Genomic DNA, 21,415 nt, shown 5'->3' with positions numbered 1-21,415 from the left:
CGCATGGCTGAAGACAGCAACCCCGCCGGCGGCTCGCCCGTCGACATCGATATTTCGATTGAGGCCGGCGACTGGCCCGACGAGGCGGCCCTGACGCGCCTGGTCGATCGCGCCGTCACGGCCGCTTTTGCCGAAACCGGCATCGAGGGCGCCTCCGAGCTCAGCATCGTCTTTTCCGACGACGCCCGGATCCGCACGCTCAACGCCGGCTGGCGCGGCAAGGACAAGCCGACCAACGTCTTGTCTTTCCCGGCCTTTCCGCTCTTGAAGGACGGCCCGCTGCCGCCGATGCTGGGCGATATCGTGCTGGCCGCCGAGACGGTCGCACGGGAAGCGGCACTGGAAGACAAGCCCGTGGCGAACCATATCACCCATCTCGTCATCCATGGCCTGCTGCATTTGCTGGGCTATGATCACGAGACCGACGCCGAGGCCGAGGAGATGGAAGCGATCGAGCGCGCCGCGCTTGCGAGGCTTGCCATTCCCGATCCCTACGCGTAACTAAAAAGACCAATTGACCGGACGACGATGAACGACAAACCAGAGACTGCCGCCCGCCCCGACGCCGGCAGTGCGGCCAAGCCTTCCGAAAAGACGGAAGAGGGCTCGAGTCCGAGTACCACGACCGGCAGCATCGCCAGCGAGCCATCGCCTGCCGGTCCTTCCCTGTTCGATCGCGTGCTTGGCCTGTTCAGGCAGCGCAACGGAACCAGCCTGCGCGAGGAGATCGCGGACGCGCTGGCCGAAACGGCGAGCGACGCCGGCGCCTTCTCGCCCGGCGAGCGCGCCATGCTCAACAACATCCTGCGCCTGCGCGAGGTGCGCGTCGAGGACGTCATGGTGCCGCGCGCCGACATCGAGGCGGTCGAGATCACCACGACGCTGGGCGATCTTCTCGGCCTTTTCGAACAGTCCGGCCATTCCCGCATGCCGGTCTATTCCGAGACGCTCGACGACCCGCGCGGCATGGTTCACATCCGCGACGTGCTGGCCCACATCACCAAGGTGGCCCGCGTCAAGAAGGGCCGCGCCAGCCGCAAGACGCCGGCGGCGACGCTTCTCGACCTCGCCCAGGTCGATCTCGCCCGCACCATCGGCGAGCTCAACCTGATCCGTCCAGTGCTGTTCGTGCCGCCCTCGATGCTCGCTTCCGACCTGATGGGCCGCATGCAGACGACGCGCACCCAGATGGCGCTGGTCATCGACGAATATGGCGGCACAGACGGCCTCGCCTCTCTGGAAGACATCGTCGAGATGGTGGTCGGCGACATCGAGGACGAGCATGACGACGACGAGCCGATGATCACCCAGACCGGCGAGGGCGTGTTCATCGTCGACGGCAAGGCCGAGATCGACGAGGTTGCCAAGATGATCGGCGAGGACTTCACCGCCGGCGAGCATGGCGAGTATGTCGACACGATCGGCGGCATGATCTTCAACACGCTCGGCCGGGTGCCGGCCCGCGGCGAGGTGGTGCAGGCCATACCCGGCTTCGAATTCCACGTGCTCGACGCCGATCCGCGTCGCGTCAAGCGCGTGCGCATCGTGCAGATCCAGAAGGGCGAGCGCCGCCGCCGCGCCGCCCGCGCCGAGCAAGCCTGAAATCTGCCTCATGACCCTCAGCATCGAGGGCTGGCACAGGTAACACAGATAACATCAGATTGCGCTTATCGATGTTTGGAGCGCGGACCGCAGCCTGATAAATCTTCTGGCGTGATTCGCGCGACTCGGAAGCATCGATGCAGCGCCTGGCCGGCCGGATAATTCTGCTGTGGGGGTGGCGGCGTGCGCTGGTGGCGTTTCTCGCTGGAGCGCTGGCGGTTCTCGCCCAGGCGCCATCCGATTTCTTCGCCGTCTGCTTCATCTCGTTCCCGCTGCTGGTCTGGCTGCTCGATGGCGCCACCGGCGAAGCCTCCGACGGCTGGCTGCGGCGGCTGAAGCCGGCCTTCGCCATCGGCTGGTGGTTCGGCTTCGGCTATTTCCTCGCCGGCCTGTGGTGGATCGGCCAGGCCCTCCTGGTCGAGGCCGACAGCTTCGCCTGGGCCTTGCCCTTCGCGGTGGTCGGCATCCCGTTCGCGCTCGCCTTCTTCTACGGTTTCGCCACGGTCGTGGCGCGGCTGCTCTGGAGCAACGACATCGGCCGCATCGCCGCGCTCGCCTTCGGCTTCGGCCTCACCGAATGGCTGCGCGATTTCCTGTTCACCGGCTTTCCGTGGAATGCCGTCGGCTACGCGGCGATGCCCGTGCCCTTGTTGATGCAGAGCGTCTCTGTGACCGGCATGGTCGGCATGAACGCGCTCGCCGTCTTCGTCTTCTCGCTGCCGGCGCTCGTCGCGGCGCGCCGCCAGCTTCGCCTTGGCTTTTCGCTGCTCGTCCTGCTTGTCGCCGCCCATGTCGGCTTCGGCTATGCTAGGCTTGCAGCCCCGCTCGAGCCGGCGACCCGTTCGATCGATGTCCGCATCGTCCAGCCGAATGTCGACCTCAGCGAGAAATGGGACGCTTCGGTACGCGACCGCATCTTCGCCACCTTGCTCGGCCTGTCGGGCAAGGCGCCGGACCCTGGCCACGCCAAGCCGCAGCTGATCCTGTGGCCGGAGACCTCGGTGCCGTTCCTCTTCACCGAGCGCCCGGACGCGCTGACCGCGCTGGGCGACATGCTCGGCGAGGGCCAGATGCTGATCGCCGGCGTCGTCCGCGAAGAGGGCGGCTCGGCAGCAGGTCCCGGCAGCCGCTATTACAATTCCGTGGTCGCGATCAACGACAAGGGCGAGATCACCGACGCCGTCGACAAGGTCCATCTGGTGCCCTTCGGCGAATATCTGCCTTTCGCCGGCCTGTTCGACCGCTTCGGGGTCGAGCAGCTGGTCGCCGGCCCTATGAATTTCGCCCCCGGCAACGAGCGCCATCCGATCGCGTTGCCGGACGGCGTGCGGGCGCTCCCCTTCATTTGCTACGAAGTCATCTTCCCCGACCTCGTGGCGGTTGACGCAACGTCATCTCAGCTTATTGTGAACGTCACGAACGATGCGTGGTTCGGCGACACGCCGGGACCATACCAGCATTTCAGGCAGGCCCAGATTCGCGCGGTGGAGAATGGATTGCCTTTGTTGCGCGCGGCTAACAATGGCATTTCCGCCGTTGTCGATCCGCGCGGCCGCATTGTCGACGCGCTTGCCGTCAATGCGCGCGGCGCCATCGACGCCCGTGTACCGATCTCTGGGCGCGCCCTCGTTACCGCTGATCGGCGGCGCATTAACGGATTGCTGATCATGTTCCTGTTCGCGCTGGGAGCCCTCGCATTGAATGTAAGGCAACGGCTACGGGTGAATTGACAGTCGACACATTAGAAACTCATACTGTAAGCGCCTGAAATTTCTCGAAGTCGGTTGGAGGTTCTGTTGGGGCAGTTGGCTCCGGCTTCGTTTGGGCAAGAAAAAATAGAAAAAGCCGGAAAAATTCGGCGAGGAGAAAATGACAGAAGAAAACAAGAAAAAGCCGAATCCGATCGACATCCATGTCGGAAGTCGCATCAGGCTTCGGCGCAATATGCTTGGAATGAGCCAGGAGAAGCTGGGTGAAAATCTCGGCATCACGTTTCAACAGATCCAGAAGTACGAGAAAGGCACGAACCGGGTCGGCGCCAGCCGCTTGCAGGCGATAGCGTCCATCCTCAGCGTGCCCGTCGCCTTCTTTTTCGAGGATGCCCCGGGGCAGGAGGCCGTGGGCAACCGGGGATTTGCCGAAGATGCGTCGATGGCTTTCGCCGTCGAATTCTGCGGCAGTCCAGAGGGGCTTCAGCTCAACCGCGCCTTCGTCAAGATTGCCGACGTCAAGGTGCGTCGCAGGATCATAGATCTGGTGAAATCGCTTTCTACCGACGACGCCGACTGATCCCAGGTCCTGTGCCACCTGCGGCGCCCCCGCCGCCGGTGGCACAAGACAAACTGTGCTGACATTCATGCCAGTACCGCGGCAGCGCTTGACGAGCGGCGCCCGGCACCGCTAACACGTGGCGCGCCAAAATCGGCAACCTGTCGATTTTTTTCAAGAGGGGACACCCGTGACGCGGCAGAACTACTTCTTCACCTCGGAATCCGTTGCCGAGGGCCATCCCGACAAAGTTTGCGACCGTATCTCCGACGAAATCGTCGATCTGGTCTATCGCGAGGCCAAGAAGACCGGCATGGATCCCTGGAAGGTCCGTGTCGCCTGCGAGACCCTGGCCACGACGAATCGTGTCGTCATCGCCGGCGAGGTCCGGGTTCCGGAGACGCTGCTGAAGAAAGACAAGGCCGGCAACATCCTCAAGGACGCCGCCGGTCATCCGGTCGTCAACCCGGCAAAGTTCAAGTCGGTTGCCCGCAAGGCGATCCGCGAGATCGGCTACGAGCAGGCCGGCTTCCACTGGAAGACGGCCAAGATCGAGGTTCTGCTGCACGGCCAGTCGCCCGACATCGGCCAGGGCGTCGACAACGCCGCCGACCGTCAGGGCGAGGAAGGTGCCGGCGACCAGGGCATCATGTTCGGTTACGCCTGCCGCGAGACGCCGGACCTGATGCCGGCGCCGATCTACTACAGCCACAAGATCCTCGAACTGCTCGCCGCCGCCCGTCATGAAAACAACGGCGAGGCCGGGAAGCTCGGCCCGGACGCCAAGAGCCAGGTCACCGTGCGCTATGTCGACGGCAAGGCCGCGGAAGCGACGCAGATCGTGCTTTCCACCCAGCATCTCGACGCGACGTGGGATTCCAAGAAGGTCCGCAAGGTCGTCGAGCCCTATATCCGCGAGGCGCTGGGCGACCTCAAGATCGCCGACGACTGCAACTGGTACATCAACCCGACCGGCAAGTTCGTCATCGGCGGTCCGGATGGCGATGCCGGCCTCACCGGCCGCAAGATCATCGTCGACACCTATGGCGGCGCAGCACCTCATGGCGGCGGCGCCTTCTCCGGCAAGGACACCACCAAGGTCGACCGCTCGGCCGCCTATGCGGCGCGCTACCTCGCCAAGAACGTGGTGGCCGCCAAGCTCGCCGACCGCTGCACCATCCAGCTGTCCTACGCCATCGGCGTCGCCCAGCCGCTGTCGGTCTATGTCGACCTGCACGGCACCGGCAAGGTCGACGAGGCAAGGCTGGAGGACGCGTTGCGCACGGTGATGGACCTGTCGCCGTCCGGCATCCGCCGCCACCTCGACCTCAACAAGCCGATCTACGCGAAAACCTCGTCCTATGGCCATTTCGGCCGCAAGGCCGGCCGCGACGGTTCCTTCTCCTGGGAGAAGACCGACCTCGCCAAGGCGCTGAAGGATGCGGTCGCCGCCTGACGGCGACGGCAAACCTGTCCATGGACCCAAAAGACAGGCCGAGCCGCGCGACCGAAGCTTTCTTCGGCCGCCGGCGCGGCAAGACCATCCGTCCGCAGCAGGCCGCGGCGCTGGAAAGCGGTTTTCAGACCTATCGGCTTGATCTGGCGGCCGAGCCGCCGGCGGAATTGCGCGCCCTGTTTGCCGCCGATGTTTCAGCGATTCAGCTTGAAATCGGTTTTGGCGGCGGCGAGCACTTGCTGCATCGCGCGACGGCGGCTGAGCAAACCGGCTTTATCGGCGTCGAGCCGTTCGTCAACGGCATGGCCAAACTGATGATGGCGGTCAGGGAAAAACCGCTGACCAATCTCAGGGTCTATGACGACGACGCCACGCGGCTGCTTGACTGGCTGCCGCCGGCGTCGCTCGACGGCATCGACCTGCTCTATCCCGATCCCTGGCCAAAGAAGAAGCACTGGAAGCGGCGCTTCGTCGGTCCGGTCAATCTCGACCGTTTCGCCCGCGTGCTGAAGCCGGGCGGAAAATTCCGCTTTGCCTCCGACATCGACACCTATGTCAACTGGACGCTGCTGCACTGTCGGGCACATGGCGCCTTCGCATGGCAGGCGCAGGAAGCGGCCGACTGGCATCGGCCCTATGATGGCTGGCCGGGCACGCGTTACGAGGCGAAGGCCATTCGCGAGGGCCGGCGGCCGGCCTATCTCACCTTCGTCAGGACATAGGCCCGGCGCCAATATCAGGCGCCAGGCGAACAACTGAATCAGAAGCGGCCGATCTTGGCGAAGGCGGCCGGGTCCATGCCGAGCTTGCGCAGATCGTCGGCGCGCGGCTTGCGGCCGGTTTCGACGGCTCGCGACACGGCAACGGCGCTGCCGAATGTGGTGAAGATGTTGCCAATGGCGGAAAACAGCTTGCGGCTACCCATGACTTTCAACCTCTCGCGCGCCACCGCGCGCAATTCATCTATTGTGCGATGCAGCATAGATAGGTGTGGTGCGCCCGGGATCACAGAGGCGTTACCGCATGGGCGCCATGCATCCGGCGCAGGGCTGTTTGCCCCGGCCTCCGTTCGCTGCAGATCGGCCGCGCAACCGCCGCGCTCGCGCCGCTCCCCACAGCAGGCTTGAAACGCCGGCCGGGATCGTCTATATCAGCCTCAAATTCTTGGTCGGTATGACGAAGAGTGGGTCCACCCGGTCCCGCTCTTTTTTATTACCTGCCGCTCAGCCATCAGAGAACGACAGGAACCGCATGACTGTAACGGCAAGCGAAGCCGACGACCGCATCATCCGCGAAAGCGGCATCGATGCGCGCATCGCGCTCATCGTGCAGCCGGTGCTGCGCGGCATCGGCTTCCGCCTGGTGCGGGTGCATCTGTCGGGCCAGAACGGGCTGACGCTGCAGATCATGGCCGAACGCGAGGACGGCACCATGACCGTCGAGGATTGCGAAGAGGTCAGCCGCGCCGTATCGCCCGCGCTCGATGTCGAAGATCCGATCGAAAAGGCGTATCATCTCGAAGTCTCTTCGCCCGGCATCGACCGGCCGCTGGTCCGCAAGTCGGATTTCACGACCTGGACCGGCCATCTGGTCAAGATGGAGACCTCGGTCCTCGTCGGCGACCGCAAGCGCTTCAAGGGCAAGATCGCCGAGAGCGACGCCGATGGCGTGCTGATCGCCCGCGACAAGGCGGCCTATGGCGAGGAGCCGACGGTGCGCGTGCCTTACGATGCGATCGCCGATGCGCGGCTGGTGCTGACCGACGATCTCATCCGCGACGCCCTGTCGAAGGACAACAGGGCGCGCAAGGAAGCCAAAAAACGCCGCGGCGAAGCTGAAGACGTTGCTGCGGATACGGAAAACGAACAGGAAAATTGATTTGAGCTGCCGGACTAGTCCGGCAACAGGCTCGGGAGAAAGACAATGGTTGTAAGCGCCAACAGACTGGAACTGCTGCAGATCGCCGACGCGGTCGCGCGTGAAAAGTCGATCGACAAGTCGATCGTCATCGCCGCCATGGCCGATGCGATCCAGAAGGCGGCGCGCTCGCGCTATGGCCAGGAGACCAACATCCGCGCCGACATCAACGCCAACACCGGCGAGATGAAGCTGCAGCGGCTGATGGAAGTGGTCGAGAAGGTCGAGGACTACGCCACCCAGATCGCCATTTCCTCGGCCCGCGAGCGCAACCCCGACGCCCAGCTCGGCGATTTCATCGCTGAACAGCTGCCGCCGATGGATTTCGGCCGCATCGCCGCCCAGTCGGCCAAGCAGGTCATCGTGCAGAAGGTGCGCGAGGCCGAGCGCGACCGCCAGTATGACGAATACAAGGACCGCATTGGCGAGATCGTCAACGGCACCGTCAAACGCGTCGAATACGGCAACGTCATCGTCGATCTCGGCCGCGGCGAGGCGATCATCCGCCGCGACGAGCTGATCCCGCGCGAGAATTACAAATACGGCGACCGCGTCCGCGCCTATGTCTACGACGTGCGCCGCGAGCAGCGCGGCCCGCAGATCTTCCTGTCGCGTACCCATCCGCAGTTCATGGCCAAGCTGTTTACCATGGAAGTGCCGGAAATCTACGACGGCATCATCGAGATCAAGTCGGTGGCCCGTGATCCGGGCTCGCGCGCCAAGATCGCCGTCATCTCGCGCGATAGTTCGATCGATCCGGTCGGCGCCTGCGTCGGCATGCGCGGCAGCCGCGTCCAGGCGGTGGTCGGCGAATTGCAGGGCGAGAAGATCGACATCATCCCGTGGTCGCCGTCGGCCGCTTCCTTCATCGTCAACGCGCTGCAGCCGGCCGAGGTCGCCAAGGTGGTGCTCGACGAGGACGCCGAGCGCATCGAGGTCGTGGTGCCGGACGATCAGCTGTCGCTGGCCATCGGCCGCCGCGGCCAGAACGTCCGGCTCGCCTCGCAACTCACCGGCTGGGACATCGACATCCTGACCGAGCAGGAAGAGAGCGAGCGCCGCCAGAAGGAATTCGTCGAGCGTTCGGCGCTGTTCATGGAGGCCCTCGACGTCGACGAGATGGTCGGCCAGGTGCTGGCCTCCGAAGGCTTCACCAGCGTCGAGGAAGTCGCCTATGTCGACGCCGGCGAGATCGCTTCGATCGACGGCTTCGACGAGGATACCGCTTCGGAAATCCAGACCCGCGCCCGCGAATATCTGGAGAAGATCGAGGCCGAGCACGACGACAAGCGCAAGGCGCTCGGCGTCGAGGACGAGCTGCGCGAAATCCCCGGCATCACCACCGCCATGATGGTGACGCTCGGCGAGGACGGCGTGAAGACGATCGAGGACTTCGCCGGCTATGCCGCCGACGACCTGACCGGCTGGAAGGAACGCAAGGACGGCGAGACCAAGGTCTATCCGGGCGTCCTCGCCAGCCACGGCGTGTCGCGCGCCGACGCCGAGCAGATGGTCCTGGCCGCCCGCCTGAAGGCCGGCTGGATCACCGAGGATGAGCTTGCCGCGCAGGAAGCGACGGCTGACGAAGCCGTCGGTGCGTGAGGTGAAACCCTATCGCACCGAACCCGCCCCCGGACGAGATGAACGATCGCACCTGCATCGTCACCCGCAAGCAGGCCGAACCGGATGAATTGATCCGCTTCGTCGTCGGCCCCGATTCGGCCGTCGTCCCGGACCTCAAGAGAAATCTGCCCGGCCGCGGTTGCTGGGTCAGTGCCGAGCGCCTACATGTCGACAAGGCAGCGGCGAAGAACCTGTTCGCCCGCGCCTTCAAGGCGCAGGTGAACGTTCCCGCCGACCTCGGCGACATGGTCGACACCCTGCTTTCCCGATCCGCGCTGGGCATGTTGGGGCTTGCCCGCAAGGCCGGCGCGGTCGTTCTCGGCGCCGCCAAGGTCGAGAACGCGGTGCGCGAGGGGCTGGCCTTGCTGGTGCTTCATGCGACCGAAGCGTCGGATGACGGCGTCCGCAAGATCAGCCAGGCAAGACGGGCGACCGTTCATCTCGGCGGCCCCGCCATCCCTGCCTACAAACTTTTCCCCGAGGCCGAGTTGAGCTTGGCATTGGGGGGTACAAATGTGATACATGCTGCCGTCCTCGCGCAAGACGCGGGCAAGGCGGTTGAGAAGCGCATGGTTGCGCTCGACCGGTATCGGGGCGGTTCCCCGGACGATCTGGCAATGATTGCGGACGTTGCTGACGAAGATGATGCCGCAGAGGATATCGAATGAGCGATACGAAATCGGGCGACGACAAGACGTTGAGCGTTACGCCGAAGAAGACCTTGACGCTGAAGCGGCCCGGCATGGAACAGGGCACCGTGCGCCAGAACTTCTCGCACGGCCGCACGAAGGCGGTCGTCGTCGAGACCAAGAAGCGCAAGTTCTCGCTGCCCGGCGACAAGCCGGAGCCGGCGGCCGCTCCCGTGTCCGTCTTCACGCCGAAGCCCGTTGCCGCGGCAGCGGCTCCTGCCGTCCAGGAAGCGCCCAAGGCGCCTCCGCCGCCGGCCGAGCGTGGCGGCATGGTGCTCAACGAATTGTCGCGCAGCGAAATGGAAGCCCGCCGCAAGGCGCTGGAAGGCTCCAAGGCGCGCGAGGTCGAAGACCGCCAGCGCGCCCAGGAAGAGGCCAAGCGCCGCGCCGAGGAAGAAGAGCGCCGCAAGCGCGAGCGTGAGGACTCTGCGCGCCGCCAGGCCGAGGAAGAAGCGCGGCTGCAGACCGAGGCCGAATCCCGGCGCCGCGCCGAGGAAGAGGCTCGCCGCCGCGCGCCGCTGGCCGCCGAACTGGCGACGCCGGACGAAGACGAGGACGTCAAGCCCAAGCGTGCCGGCGCCGGCGCTCCCGTGCGCCGCCTGGTCACGCCCGAAGTGGCGCGTCCGGCCAAGCCCACCAAGGGCGAGGAAGACCGCCGCCGCGGCAAGCTGACACTGAATTCGGCGCTCTCCGACGAGGATGCGCGCGCCCGTTCGCTGTCGTCGATGCGCCGCCGTCAAGAGAAGTTCAAACGCGCGATGCACAATGAGCCGCGCGAGAAGGTCATGCGCGAAGTGATCCTGCCAGAAACCATCACTATCCAGGAACTGGCGCAGCGCATGTCCGAGCGCGCCGTCGACGTGGTCAAGTTCTTCATGAAGCAGGGCCAGATCATGAAGCCGGGCGACGTCATCGACGCCGACACGGCCGAACTGGTCGCCACCGAATTCGGCCACACCGTGCGCCGCGTCGCCGAGTCCGACATCGAGGAAGGCCTGTTCAACATCGCCGACCGTCCGGAAGACCTGGTGACGCGTCCGCCTGTGGTCACGATCATGGGCCATGTCGACCACGGCAAGACCTCGTTGCTCGACGCCATCCGCAACGCCAATGTCGTCTCCGGCGAAGCCGGCGGCATCACCCAGCATATCGGCGCCTACCAGGTCGAGAAGAACGGTCAGAAGATCACCTTCATCGACACGCCCGGCCACGCCGCCTTCACGGCGATGCGCGCCCGCGGCGCCCAGGCGACCGACATCGCCGTGCTGGTGGTGGCGGCCGACGACAGCGTCATGCCGCAGACGATCGAATCGATCAGCCATGCCAAGGCGGCCGGCGTGCCGATCATCGTGGCGATCAACAAGATCGACAAGCATGACGCCGACCCGCAGAAGGTGCGCTCCGAACTGTTGCGCCATGAAGTGTTCGTCGAATCGATGGGCGGCGAGGTGCTGGACGTCGAAGTGTCGGCGACCAAGGGCACCAATCTCGACAAGCTGCTCGAGGCGATCCTGCTGCAGGCCGAAATCCTCGACCTGAAGGCCAATCCGGACCGCACCGCCGAAGGCGTGGTCATCGAGGCGCAGCTCGACAAGGGCCGCGGCCCCGTCGCCACCGTGCTGGTGCAGACCGGCACGCTGATGCCGGGCGACATCCTCGTCGCCGGCAACGAGTGGGGCCGGGTGCGTGCGCTGGTTAACGATCGCGGCGAGCACGTCAAGGAAGCGCCGCCGGCGATGCCGGTTGAGGTGCTGGGCCTGCAGGGCACGCCGCAGGCCGGCGACCGCTTCGCCGTCGTCAACAACGAGGCGCGCGCGAGAGAGATCACCGAGTACCGTCAGCGCCTGGCGCGCGAGAAGGCGGTGGCCAAGCATGCCGGCCAGCGCGGCTCGCTTGAGCAGATGATGTCGCAGTTGCAGACGAGCGGGCTGAAGGAATTCCCGCTGGTCATCAAGGGCGATGTGCAGGGCTCGATCGAGGCCATCAACGCCGCGCTCGACAAGCTCGGCAACGACGAGGTGCGTGCGCGCATCGTCCATGCCGGAGCCGGCGGCATCACCGAAAGCGACGTGTCGCTGGCGGAGACCTCCGGTGCCGCGATCATCGGCTTCAACGTCCGCGCCAACACGCAGGCACGCGCCGCCGCCGCGGCCGCGGGCATCGAGATCCGTTACTACTCGATCATCTACAATCTCGTCGACGACGTGAAGGCGGCCCTCTCGGGCATGCTCTCGCCGGAGCGTCGCGAGACCTTCATCGGCAATGCCGAGATCCTCGAGATCTTCGACATCACCAAGGTCGGCAAGATCGCCGGCTGCCGTGTCACCGAAGGCAAGGTCGAGCGTGGTGCCGGCGTGCGCCTGATCCGCGACAACGTCGTCATCCACGAAGGCACGCTGAAGACGCTGAAGCGTTTCAAGGACGAGGTTTCGGAAGTGCCGGGCGGCCAGGAGTGCGGCATGGCCTTCCAGAACTACGAGGACATGCGTGTCGGCGACGTCATCGAGTGCTTCCGCATTGAGATGGTGACCCGGACGCTCTGAGTTCGAGTAACGCGTCGAGAAGACCGGGCGGTGGTCGCGAGGCCGCCGCCCACATCACATGAGACATGCGGCGCGGTCCCATCCCGCGCATCACGATTTCAGGACCGAGGAAAATGTCCCGTTCAACCACGTCAGGCCCGTCCCAGCGCATGCTGCGTGTCGGCGAGCAGGTGCGCCACGCGCTGTCCGAAACCTTGCAGCGCGGCGAGATCATCGATCCGCTGATCGAGAACGCGGTGGTCTCGGTCTCGGAGGTGCGCATGTCGCCGGACCTCAAGATCGCCACCGCCTTCGTCTCGCCGCTGGGCGCCAGCGACGACAATGCCGTGGTCGAAGCGCTCAACAAGCATGCGAAGTTCATCCGCGGCCGAGTCTCGGGCGCGCTCAGGCAGATGAAGTACATGCCGGAATTCCGCTTCCGGCTCGACACGTCCTTCGACAATTTCGCCAGGATCAATGAATTGCTGAAATCGCCCGAAGTGGCGCGCGATCTCAGCCACGAAGACAACAAAGAAGACGAGAAGGACAGCGAATAGTGGGCCGCCGCGGCAAGAAGAAGGGCCGGCCGGTTTCCGGCTGGGTGGTGCTGGACAAGCCGGTCGGCATGGGCTCGACCGAGGCTGTCTCCAAGATCAAATGGCTGTTCCAGGCAGAAAAAGCAGGTCATGCCGGCACGCTCGACCCGCTGGCGTCCGGCATGTTGCCGATCGCGCTCGGCGAAGCGACCAAGACCGTGCCTTACGTGCAGGACGGCGCCAAGGTCTACCGCTTCACGGTCGCCTGGGGCGAGGAGCGCTCGACCGACGACCTCGAAGGCCCGGTGACCGAAAGTTCGCAGCTCCGTCCGGCCGAGGCCGAGGTGAGGGCGCTATTGCCGAAATACACCGGCGTCATCATGCAGACGCCGCCGCAATTCTCGGCCATCAAGATCGCCGGCGAGCGCGCCTACGACCTCGCCCGTGAGGGCGAGACGGTCGACATACCCGCGCGCGAGATCGAGATCGGCCGCCTCGACATCGTCGAGCACGGCGCCGATCGCACCGTTTTCGAGGTCGAGTGCGGCAAGGGCACCTATGTGCGCTCGCTTGCCCGCGACATGGGCCGCGATCTTGGCTGCTTCGGCCATATTTCGGAACTGCGCCGCGTCGAGGTCGAGCCTTTCACGCCGGAGGATTTCGTTACCATCGCCGAGTTGGAAGCCGCCCGTTTCGGCGAACGCGATGAGGCGGGGGGCGATGCCGACGCCCCGGAAACGCCCATCGACTTCGGCGCGATCGACGCGCTGCTGGTCGAGACCGCCGCCGCGCTCGACTGCCTGCCGCAGGTGGTGGTCAGCGACGACGCGGCGACCAGGATCCGGCTCGGCAATCCAGTCATCATCCGCGGCCGCGACGCGCCGGTCGAGGCCGAGGAGGCTTGCGCCACCGCGCGTGGCAGGCTGGTCGCCATCGGCGCCATCGAGCAAGGCATGTTCAAGCCCAAGCGGGTCTTTGCCGGGTGACGGCGTTCGGCTAATTTCGCGTCGACACTGCGCTTGAGGGGGACATGGCAAAGGCTGAGACGGTCAGGAAGCGCGCGCCGCTGAAAACAAGACGGCCGCCGGTCGGCGCTTCGCCGGGCACGCTGATCGCCGATCCGGCGGCGCGGCGCAGCGAGCTTCGCCTGACGCTGATTTCGCCGGAGACATACGAGACCATCGAGAACGCCAGCATCGACGATCTCAACGCCCATTGCGACCAGTGGCCGGTCGTCTGGCTGGATTGCACCGGCCTCGCCAACATCCCGCTCATCGAGGAGATCGGCCACATCTTCAGCCTGCATCCGCTGGCGCTGGAGGATGTCGTCAACACCGGCCAGCGGCCGAAGGTGGATTTCTTCGAGGATCATGCCTTTGTCGTCATGCGCATGATCGACGACGTCACGGCCCATCGCTACGAGCAGATCACGGTCTTCTTCGGCAACAACTTCGTCGTCACCTTCCAGGAGCGCGAGGGCGACCCGTTCAATCCGGTGCGCAAGCGGATCGCAAGCTCAATGCCCAACCGCTTGCGTGCGCGGGGCGCCGACTATCTCGCCTATGCGCTGATCGATGCCATCGTCGACAGCTATTTCCCGCCGATCGAGGCGGCCAGTGAACTGGTCGACAGCATCGAGGACGAGATGCTGCACGCGCCGCACAAGCAGCAGATGCGGCAATTGCACGAATTGCGGCGCGACGCCAATGTGTTGAAGGGCGTCTTGTGGCCGATGCGCGATGCGCTGGCGACGCTGATCCGCAACGACGTGCCTTACGTGAAGGCGGAGACCAAAGTCTTCTTCAACGATACGCTGGATCATTCGCTGCGGCTGATCGAGTTGGTCGAAACCCAGCGCGACATGCTGACCGGGCTGATCGAGATGCATCTGTCGCTGAGCCAGGCGCGCACAAACGACGTCATCTCCTATCTGACCATCGTCTCGGTGATCTTCATGCCGCTTACCTTCCTGGTCGGCGTCTGGGGCATGAATTTCGACCCTGACACATCGCCATGGAACATGCCGGAGCTGAAGGCCTATTACGGCTATCCCACGGCGCTGCTGTTCATGGGCCTGGTTGCCGTCGGGCTCATTGCCTTCTTCAAGTGGAAGAAGTGGTTGTAGTCGAACGCAAATCTTCGGTTTGACTGCAAAAGGCCTGCGACAAGCCGGCTTGTGAATTGGGCTGGCGTTTTCCAGGGAATTGCACTATATGCCCGGCAGCTTCGCGCCCTGACGCGTTGCTTGCACCGGCCCCTGCTGGACGACATCCCGGCTGAGGGCGTCCCGTTTCCTCCAACAGATAAGGAAAAACACGATGTCGATTACTGCCGAGCGCAAGAAGGAATTGATGACTGAATTCGCGACCGCGAAGGGCGATACCGGGTCTCCGGAAGTCCAGGTGGCCATTCTTTCGGAGCGCATCAAGAATCTGACCGACCACTTCAAGGACCACAAGAAGGATAACCATTCCCGCCGTGGTCTGCTCGCTCTTGTCTCCCAGCGCCGCAGCCTGCTTGACTATCTCAAGCGCAAGGACGACACGCGCTATCAGACGCTGATCGAGAAGCTCGGTCTGCGCCGTTGACGAATTGACCGGCGGGCTTTCCCTGGGAGAGCCCGCCGGTCGCGCATTGGTGCATCGGATATCTCCAGTGCGCCAATGAAGGAAATGAAGCGCCGCGCATCGGTTGGATGCGCAAATGGACGCTTCGCAAAGTTCGCATTTGCGCAGGGCGCGTTTCGAGAGCCGAGGCTTTCGGGGTCATGCGCAAGGCCGTTCGGATCGATCGGCCACCCGGTTTCGAGAAAGCAGAGGGCCACTCGGAACCGCCCATGGACGGTCATGGGGCAGGATTGCAGGACGCTCGTGCGGCCATCGTGCCGAGACTGACATGAGCTTCCCGTTGTCTTGCCCGTGGCTGCCCGAGAAAAGAAGCCAGGGGAAAGGGCATTCGCGCACGATCAAGCAGCGCGACCCTTTCCGCATATGAAGGACAAGATATGTTCAACTACCACAAAGTGGAAATCGAGTGGGGCGGTCGTCCGCTCGTTCTGGAAACCGGCAAGATTGCGCGCCAGGCTGACGGCGCCGTGCTCGCCACCTACGGGGAGACCGTCGTCCTCGCCACCGTCGTTTCGATGAAGGAACCGAAGCCCGGCCTCGATTTCTTCCCGCTCACCGTCAACTACCAGGAAAAGACCTATGCCGCCGGCAAGATCCCGGGCGGCTACTTCAAGCGCGAGGGCCGTCCGAGCGAGAAGGAAACGCTGGTCTCCCGCCTGATCGACCGCCCGATCCGCCCGCTCTTCGCCGACGGCTACAAGAACGATACCCAGATCGTCGTCACCGTCGTCCAGCACGATCTCGAGAACGATCCGGACATCCTGTCGATCGTTGCCACCTCGGCCGCGCTGACGCTGTCCGGCGTCCCCTTCATGGGCCCGATCGGCGGCGCCCGCGTCGGCTACATCAACGGCGAGTACGTGCTCAACCCGCATATTGACGAGATGCAGGAATCCAAGCTCGATCTCGTCGTCGCCGGTACCACTGATGCCGTGCTGATGGTCGAGTCGGAAGCCAAGGAGCTTAGCGAGGAGCTGATGCTCGGCGCCGTGATGTTCGGCCACAAGGGCTTTCAGCCGGTGATCGATGCCATCATCAAGCTGGCAGAGGTCGCCGCCAAGGACCCGCGCGACTTCACCGCCCCGGACTATTCCGCGCTCGAAGGCGAGATGCTGAAGATCGTCGGCGACGAGCTTCGCGACGCCTACAAGATCATCGACAAGCAGGCCCGCTATGCCGCCGTCGACGCCGTCAAGGCGAAGGTCAAGTCGGCGTTCGCGCCGGCCGAAGGCGAGGAAGCCAAGTACACGTCCGAGCAGATCGGCACCGTGTTCAAGGAGCTCCAGGCCAAGGTCGTGCGCTGGAACATCCTCGACACCGGCTCGCGCATCGACGGCCGTGACTTGAAGACGGTTCGCAAGATCGTCTCCGAAGTCGGCGTCCTGCCGCGTACCCACGGTTCGGCGCTGTTCACCCGCGGCGAGACCCAGGCGCTGGTCGTCGCCACGCTCGGCACCGGCGAGGACGAGCAGTATGTCGACTCGCTGACCGGCATGTACAAGGAGAAGTTCCTCCTTCACTACAACTTCCCGCCCTACTCGGTCGGTGAAACCGGCCGCATGGGCTCGCCGGGCCGCCGCGAGATCGGCCACGGCAAGCTTGCCTGGCGCGCCATCCGGCCGATGCTGCCCTCCGCCGACCAGTTCCCCTACACGCTGCGCGTCGTCTCGGAGATCACCGAGTCCAACGGCTCGTCCTCGATGGCCACCGTTTGCGGCACCTCGCTGGCGCTTATGGATGCCGGCGTGCCGATCGCCAAGCCGGTTGCCGGCATCGCCATGGGCCTGATCAAGGAAGGCGAGCGCTTTGCGGTGCTCTCCGACATCCTCGGCGACGAGGACCACCTCGGCGACATGGACTTCAAGGTTGCCGGCACTGCCAACGGCGTCACCTCGCTGCAGATGGACATCAAGATCGACGGCATCACCGAGGAGATCATGCAGATCGCGCTCGGCCAGGCCAAGGACGGCCGCCTGCACATCCTCGGCGAGATGGCCCACGCGCTGTCCGGCGCCCGCGCCGAGCTCGGCGAATTCGCGCCGCGCATCGAGGTCATGCACATCCCGACCGACAAGATCCGCGACGTCATCGGCTCCGGCGGCAAGGTCATCCGCGAGATCGTCGAGAAGACCGGCGCCAAGATCAACATCGAGGATGACGGCACGGTCAAGATCGCTTCGGCCAACGCCAAGGAGATCGAGGCGGCGAAGAAGTGGATCCACACCATCGTCGCCGAGCCGGAAGTCGGCGAGATCTACGAAGGCACGGTCGTCAAGACCGCCGACTTCGGCGCTTTCGTCAACTTCTTCGGTCCGCGCGACGGCCTCGTTCACATTTCGCAGCTGGCCAATGAGCGCGTCGCCAAGACCTCCGACGTGGTCAAGGAAGGCGACAAGGTCTGGGTCAAGCTGATGGGCTTCGACGAGCGCGGCAAGGTCCGTCTGTCGATGAAGGTCGTCGACCAGGCCACCGGCAAGGAAATCGTGCGCGAGAAGAAGGCCGAAGGCGGCGAGGAAGACGCAGCCTGATTGGTCTGACCAGATAGTTGAGACGGGCGCGACCGATGTCGCGCCCGTTTTCGTTTAGGGGACTTGTTTCCCACGGGGCAAGGAAATGTCGGCAGAGCCGCTGAAGACGCTGTTCCATCCCTATGAGGCCGAGGCCCTTGCCTTGCCCGGAAAGGGCGAGCGTGCGCTTTTTCTTGGCGCAGAGCCCGGTTTCCGCTTGCCTGAAGGGTTTGCTGCCTCCCTCCATTTGGCGCAGGGCTTCCGGCCGCATTTCCGTCCGCTGAAGGCAGCAGGCTTCGATGTCCTGCCGCAAGCGCAAGGCGCTGGCTTCGACATGGCACTCGTGCTCGCCGGGCGCCATCGCGGCCAGAACGAGCTGCGTGTCGCCGGGGCGATCGAACGCGTGGCGCCGGGCGGATTGATCCTGGTCGCCGGCGGCAAGGAGGACGGCATCGCGTCCCTGCGCAAGCGCATTGATGAGCTTGTGCCGCTCGACGGCCATCTGCCGAAGCATCACGGCGTTGCCTTCTGGTTCCGCCGGCCCGACGACGCCGGAGCGGCGGCGGCGCTGCGCGCGGCCAATCCGGCCGTTCTGGTCGAGGACCGCTTCCGCACCGCGCCAGGCATGTTCTCCTTCGATCGAGTCGACGCCGGCTCGAAACTGCTGGTGCAAAGCCTGCCGGGCGACATCAAGGGCACCGTTGCCGACTTCTGCGCCGGCTGGGGCTACGTGGCGGCGGAGGTCGCGTCGCGTTTCCCTGGCCTCACCGCGCTCGATCTGTTCGAGGCGGATTTCGAGGCGCTGGAAGCGGCGAAGGCCAATGTGGGCGGCGGGTCGGCGGCGCCGCGTTTCTTCTGGGCCGATCTGCTCGGCGAGCCGGTCCAGCGGCGCTATGACGCCATCGTCATGAACCCGCCGTTCCACCGCGGCCGGGCGGCCGAACCCGAGGTCGGCGCCGGCATGATCAGGGCGGCGGGCAAGGCGCTGAAGCCGGGCGGGCGGCTGTTCATGGTGGCGAACCGCCAGCTGCCTTACGAGGCGGTGCTGGCGGCGGCCTTTTCGAGCCATGCCGAGATCGCCCGCGACGGTATGTTCAAGGTGCTTTCGGCGCGCCGGTAATCTTCACCGTCAATGCAGGTCGCCCAAAAATGTGCAGCGGTTTTGGGATAAAGCTCGTCGCACGAATCCGTTTTGCGCGGCGCGCTTTAGTGCATGCTCACGATGCGCGCCTCGCGCTTTTCGAAGCGCGCTTCGCCAAGCTCGATCTTGAGCGGCGCCGGCCGGCCGAACAGATAGCCTTGCACCACCTCGCAGCCGGCGGCCCTGAGCAGCGTCGCCTGGTTCTCGGTCTCGACGCCTTCGGCAATGATGCCGACGCCGAGCGCGCGCGAAAGTCCGACGATGGTCGAGACGACCGCGCCGGAGTTGGAATCGGTGTCGATGCGGCTGACGAAGGAACGGTCGATCTTGAGCTTGCCGAACGAGAAATCGATCAGGTAGCTCAGATTGGAATAGCCGGTGCCGAAATCGTCGACGGCCACCGAGATGCCCATCTCGGCAAGCTGCTGCAGGATGATGGCCGCGCGCTCGCGGTCCTGCATCATCGCCGTCTCGGTGACTTCCAGCTCCAGCCGCGAGGGCTTGATGCCGGTTGCGGCCATCGTCTCGCGCACGTTGCCGACGAAATCCTTGGTCATGAACTGGACCGGCGAGATGTTGATGGCGACGAAGCAATCCTCAGGCAGGTACTGGGCGTCGCTGCAGGCCCTGCGCAGCACCCATTCGCCGATCGGGTTGATCATGCCGGTCTCTTCCGCGATCGGGATGAACTCCATCGGCGGGATCATGCCACGCTCGGGATGCTTCCAGCGGATCAGCGCCTCATAGCCGATGACGCGGCCGCTCGGCAGGTCGAGCTGTGGCTGGTAGTGAAGGTCGAAATCGCCACGCTCGAAAGCGGTATGCAACTCGGATTCGATCCATTGGCGATAGTCGGCGACCCGCCCCATGTCGGTATGGAAGACCGACCAGTTGCCCACGCCGCCGGCGCGTGCGTTCTGCAGCGCCAGGTTGGAGCGGCGCAGCACCAGCACGGGGTCGACGCCGTCCTTGGGCATCGCCGCGATGCCGACTGACAGGCTGACCGACTGCTGATGCGAATTGAGCTGGTAGGGCTCCATCATGTCGTCGATGAGCTTCTCGATCACCTCCTCGACCGGGCCCTTCAGAGCGCGGTCAGCCAGCAGCACCCCGAACTCGCCGGCGCCGAGGCGCCCGATCACCGTGCCCTCCGGCATGCGGGCCTTGAGCCGCTCGGCGAAGGCGCGGATCAGATCGTCGCCATGGCTGTAGCCGAGGGCGTCGTTGATATGCTTGAAGCGATCGATGTCGATGTCGACCAGGAACACCGGTTCGCCGGTGCGGATCGTCGCCGAAGCCGCCTCGGCGATCTTGCCGACCATTGCCGGACGCGCGAGCAGGCCCGTCAGCTTGTCGAAATTGGTTTCGTTGAAGACATACTGCTCGGATTCATCGACGCCGGCGAAGAAGGACAGCGCGGCGCCCGCCGCGGACAGCGCGCAGAGCGCCGCGATGATGCCGGCCATCGTTCCCGCCGACATGCCGGCAAGACCGTCGCCGAAACCGAACTTCAGCCCCCAGATGCCGAGGATAAAGCTGCCCATGCCCGAACTGCCTATGGTCAGCAGTCGGAACAGCGGTGTTCGCTTCGGGTTGCTGGCAGCAGACATGCAGAGTCCCCAAGTTGCGGGACGTTCTAGCGGAAATCTCCTTAAAATGAGTTTCCGCCAATGGATCCAATTTTACCGGAGCTGAGTATTTCCGGCGGGATTATTCCCGGGCGCCGTCGCTCTGCTTCAATTCATCGAGCGTCGGCATGGAAACGATATGATAGCCGGAATCGACATAGTGGATCTCACCGGTCACGCCGGAGGAGAGATCGGACAGCAGATAGAGCGCCGAGCCGCCGACCTCGTCGATGGTCACCGTGCGGCGCAGCGGCGAGTTGCGCTGCTGGTAGGAGAACATGTGGCGCGCGTCCGAGATTCCGGCGCCGGCGAGCGTACGCACCGGCCCAGCTGAGATTCCGTTCACCCGGATACCGCGCGGGCCGTAGTCGTTGGCGAGATAGCGCACGCTGGCTTCCAGCCCGGCCTTGGCGACGCCCATGACATTGTAGTTCGGCATCACCCGGACCGAACCGGCATAGGTCAGCGTGATCATCGAGCCGCCATCCGTCATCAGCGGCGCGGCGTTGCGTGCGACCTCGGTGAAGGAATAGCAGGAGATCACCATGGTGCGGACGAAATTGTCGCGGCTGGTGTCGGCGTAGAGGCCCTTGAGCTCGTTCTTGTCGGAAAAGCCGATGGCATGGACGACGAAGTCCAGCCCGCCCCATTCCTTGCCGAGCGTTTCGAAGGTGGCGCTGACCGAAGCGCTGTCTTCGACGTCGCAAGGCACCACCAGCGATGCGCCGAGCTTTTCGGCCAGCGGCTTGACCCGACGCCCGAAGGCGTCGCCCTGATAGGTGAAGGCGAGCTCGGCGCCGTGCTCGGACAGTTTCCGGGCAATGCCCCAGGCGATCGAATGGTCGTTGGCGACACCCATGACAAGCCCGCGCTTGCCCTTCATCAGTCCGTCCATGACT

At 64.6% G+C, this 21,415-nt stretch carries 19 protein-coding genes; 16 read left to right on the top strand and 3 right to left on the bottom strand.

The window, feature by feature from the left end; genetic code table 11:
• The first annotated feature begins 3 nt into the window (after positions 1 to 3).
• The 6 genes from ybeY (at position 4) to trmB (ending at position 6,048) form a co-directional block, all read left to right on the top strand.
• Positions 4 to 501: an rRNA maturation RNase YbeY gene (ybeY, locus tag JG743_RS00165; protein WP_202296821.1), complete on the top strand. Its 498-nt coding sequence runs from the start codon at positions 4 to 6 to the stop codon at positions 499 to 501.
• Between the two features lie 27 nt (positions 502 to 528).
• The gene (locus JG743_RS00160; protein ID WP_202296811.1) at positions 529 to 1,602 is read left to right on the top strand and encodes a hemolysin family protein; all 1,074 of its coding nucleotides are present in this window, start codon (positions 529 to 531) and stop codon (positions 1,600 to 1,602) included.
• Between the two features lie 137 nt (positions 1,603 to 1,739).
• Complete coding sequence (lnt, locus tag JG743_RS00155; protein ID WP_202296809.1) at positions 1,740 to 3,332, top strand: apolipoprotein N-acyltransferase; 1,593 nt, start codon at positions 1,740 to 1,742, stop codon at positions 3,330 to 3,332.
• A gap of 139 nt (positions 3,333 to 3,471) precedes the next feature.
• Positions 3,472 to 3,891, top strand: coding sequence for a helix-turn-helix domain-containing protein (locus JG743_RS00150; RefSeq protein WP_126056673.1), 420 nt, complete (start codon positions 3,472 to 3,474; stop codon positions 3,889 to 3,891).
• 169 nt (positions 3,892 to 4,060) lie between these two features.
• On the top strand, positions 4,061 to 5,326 hold the full coding sequence (metK, locus tag JG743_RS00145) for a methionine adenosyltransferase (protein ID WP_202296807.1): 1,266 nt from the start codon (positions 4,061 to 4,063) through the stop codon (positions 5,324 to 5,326).
• Positions 5,327 to 5,346: 20 nt separating this feature from the next.
• Positions 5,347 to 6,048, top strand: coding sequence for a tRNA (guanine(46)-N(7))-methyltransferase TrmB (trmB, locus tag JG743_RS00140; protein ID WP_202296805.1), 702 nt, complete (start codon positions 5,347 to 5,349; stop codon positions 6,046 to 6,048).
• Positions 6,049 to 6,086: 38 nt separating this feature from the next.
• Here trmB and JG743_RS00135 read toward each other — a convergent pair whose 3' ends face one another.
• Positions 6,087 to 6,251 (bottom strand): hypothetical protein, encoded by a 165-nt coding sequence (locus tag JG743_RS00135; RefSeq protein WP_202296803.1) that lies wholly within the window; start codon positions 6,249 to 6,251, stop codon positions 6,087 to 6,089.
• A gap of 326 nt (positions 6,252 to 6,577) precedes the next feature.
• Between JG743_RS00135 and rimP the strand changes: the two genes are divergently transcribed.
• The 10 genes from rimP (at position 6,578) to JG743_RS00085 (ending at position 18,867) form a co-directional block, all read left to right on the top strand.
• Positions 6,578 to 7,204, top strand: coding sequence for a ribosome maturation factor RimP (rimP, locus tag JG743_RS00130; RefSeq protein ID WP_202302351.1), 627 nt, complete (start codon positions 6,578 to 6,580; stop codon positions 7,202 to 7,204).
• Positions 7,205 to 7,249: 45 nt separating this feature from the next.
• Entirely contained in the window at positions 7,250 to 8,845 is a 1,596-nt protein-coding gene (gene nusA, locus JG743_RS00125) for a transcription termination factor NusA (protein ID WP_202296801.1), read from the top strand.
• Between the two features lie 38 nt (positions 8,846 to 8,883).
• Entirely contained in the window at positions 8,884 to 9,534 is a 651-nt protein-coding gene (locus JG743_RS00120; protein ID WP_202296799.1) for an RNA-binding protein, read from the top strand.
• Positions 9,531 to 12,098, top strand: coding sequence for a translation initiation factor IF-2 (gene infB, locus JG743_RS00115; protein ID WP_202296797.1), 2,568 nt, complete (start codon positions 9,531 to 9,533; stop codon positions 12,096 to 12,098). The genes JG743_RS00120 and infB overlap by 4 nt, the downstream gene beginning before the upstream one ends.
• A gap of 113 nt (positions 12,099 to 12,211) precedes the next feature.
• Entirely contained in the window at positions 12,212 to 12,634 is a 423-nt protein-coding gene (gene rbfA, locus JG743_RS00110; protein ID WP_202296795.1) for a 30S ribosome-binding factor RbfA, read from the top strand.
• Positions 12,634 to 13,599, top strand: coding sequence for a tRNA pseudouridine(55) synthase TruB (truB, locus tag JG743_RS00105; protein WP_202296793.1), 966 nt, complete (start codon positions 12,634 to 12,636; stop codon positions 13,597 to 13,599). The genes rbfA and truB overlap by 1 nt, the downstream gene beginning before the upstream one ends.
• A gap of 44 nt (positions 13,600 to 13,643) precedes the next feature.
• A complete protein-coding gene (gene corA / locus JG743_RS00100; protein WP_202296791.1) occupies positions 13,644 to 14,738 on the top strand; it encodes a magnesium/cobalt transporter CorA in 1,095 nt (364 codons plus the stop codon).
• Positions 14,739 to 14,889: 151 nt separating this feature from the next.
• A complete protein-coding gene (gene rpsO, locus JG743_RS00095) occupies positions 14,890 to 15,201 on the top strand; it encodes a 30S ribosomal protein S15 (protein ID WP_274608553.1) in 312 nt (103 codons plus the stop codon).
• A 416-nt stretch (positions 15,202 to 15,617) separates the two neighbouring features.
• Positions 15,618 to 17,768, top strand: coding sequence for a polyribonucleotide nucleotidyltransferase (gene pnp / locus JG743_RS00090; RefSeq protein ID WP_202296771.1), 2,151 nt, complete (start codon positions 15,618 to 15,620; stop codon positions 17,766 to 17,768).
• Positions 17,769 to 17,853: 85 nt separating this feature from the next.
• The gene (locus tag JG743_RS00085; RefSeq protein ID WP_202296769.1) at positions 17,854 to 18,867 is read left to right on the top strand and encodes a class I SAM-dependent methyltransferase; all 1,014 of its coding nucleotides are present in this window, start codon (positions 17,854 to 17,856) and stop codon (positions 18,865 to 18,867) included.
• Positions 18,868 to 18,953: 86 nt separating this feature from the next.
• Here JG743_RS00085 and JG743_RS00080 read toward each other — a convergent pair whose 3' ends face one another.
• A complete protein-coding gene (locus tag JG743_RS00080; RefSeq protein ID WP_202296767.1) occupies positions 18,954 to 20,498 on the bottom strand; it encodes a putative bifunctional diguanylate cyclase/phosphodiesterase in 1,545 nt (514 codons plus the stop codon).
• A gap of 100 nt (positions 20,499 to 20,598) precedes the next feature.
• Positions 20,599 to 21,411, bottom strand: coding sequence for an enoyl-ACP reductase FabI (fabI, locus tag JG743_RS00075; RefSeq protein WP_202296766.1), 813 nt, complete (start codon positions 21,409 to 21,411; stop codon positions 20,599 to 20,601).
• Between the last annotated feature and the right edge of the window lie 4 nt (positions 21,412 to 21,415).

Origin of the sequence: Mesorhizobium sp. 131-2-1 (genome assembly GCF_016756535.1) — a bacterium.
Classification (GTDB): domain Bacteria; phylum Pseudomonadota; class Alphaproteobacteria; order Rhizobiales; family Rhizobiaceae; genus Mesorhizobium.
This window is presented reverse-complemented; position numbering and strand designations above follow the sequence as displayed.

Coding starts and splice junctions, on each gene's coding strand:
- JG743_RS00135 (WP_202296803.1), bottom strand. CDS start 6,251: ATGGGTAGCCGCAAGCTGTTTTCCGCCATTGGCAACATCTTCACCACA.
- JG743_RS00160 (WP_202296811.1), top strand. CDS start 529: ATGAACGACAAACCAGAGACTGCCGCCCGCCCCGACGCCGGCAGTGCG.
- rbfA (WP_202296795.1), top strand. CDS start 12,212: ATGTCCCGTTCAACCACGTCAGGCCCGTCCCAGCGCATGCTGCGTGTC.
- JG743_RS00085 (WP_202296769.1), top strand. CDS start 17,854: ATGTCGGCAGAGCCGCTGAAGACGCTGTTCCATCCCTATGAGGCCGAG.
- pnp (WP_202296771.1), top strand. CDS start 15,618: ATGTTCAACTACCACAAAGTGGAAATCGAGTGGGGCGGTCGTCCGCTC.
- trmB (WP_202296805.1), top strand. CDS start 5,347: ATGGACCCAAAAGACAGGCCGAGCCGCGCGACCGAAGCTTTCTTCGGC.
- nusA (WP_202296801.1), top strand. CDS start 7,250: ATGGTTGTAAGCGCCAACAGACTGGAACTGCTGCAGATCGCCGACGCG.
- fabI (WP_202296766.1), bottom strand. CDS start 21,411: ATGGACGGACTGATGAAGGGCAAGCGCGGGCTTGTCATGGGTGTCGCC.
- lnt (WP_202296809.1), top strand. CDS start 1,740: ATGCAGCGCCTGGCCGGCCGGATAATTCTGCTGTGGGGGTGGCGGCGT.
- infB (WP_202296797.1), top strand. CDS start 9,531: ATGAGCGATACGAAATCGGGCGACGACAAGACGTTGAGCGTTACGCCG.
- corA (WP_202296791.1), top strand. CDS start 13,644: ATGGCAAAGGCTGAGACGGTCAGGAAGCGCGCGCCGCTGAAAACAAGA.
- JG743_RS00150 (WP_126056673.1), top strand. CDS start 3,472: ATGACAGAAGAAAACAAGAAAAAGCCGAATCCGATCGACATCCATGTC.
- rimP (WP_202302351.1), top strand. CDS start 6,578: ATGACTGTAACGGCAAGCGAAGCCGACGACCGCATCATCCGCGAAAGC.
- ybeY (WP_202296821.1), top strand. CDS start 4: ATGGCTGAAGACAGCAACCCCGCCGGCGGCTCGCCCGTCGACATCGAT.
- JG743_RS00080 (WP_202296767.1), bottom strand. CDS start 20,498: ATGTCTGCTGCCAGCAACCCGAAGCGAACACCGCTGTTCCGACTGCTG.
- JG743_RS00120 (WP_202296799.1), top strand. CDS start 8,884: ATGAACGATCGCACCTGCATCGTCACCCGCAAGCAGGCCGAACCGGAT.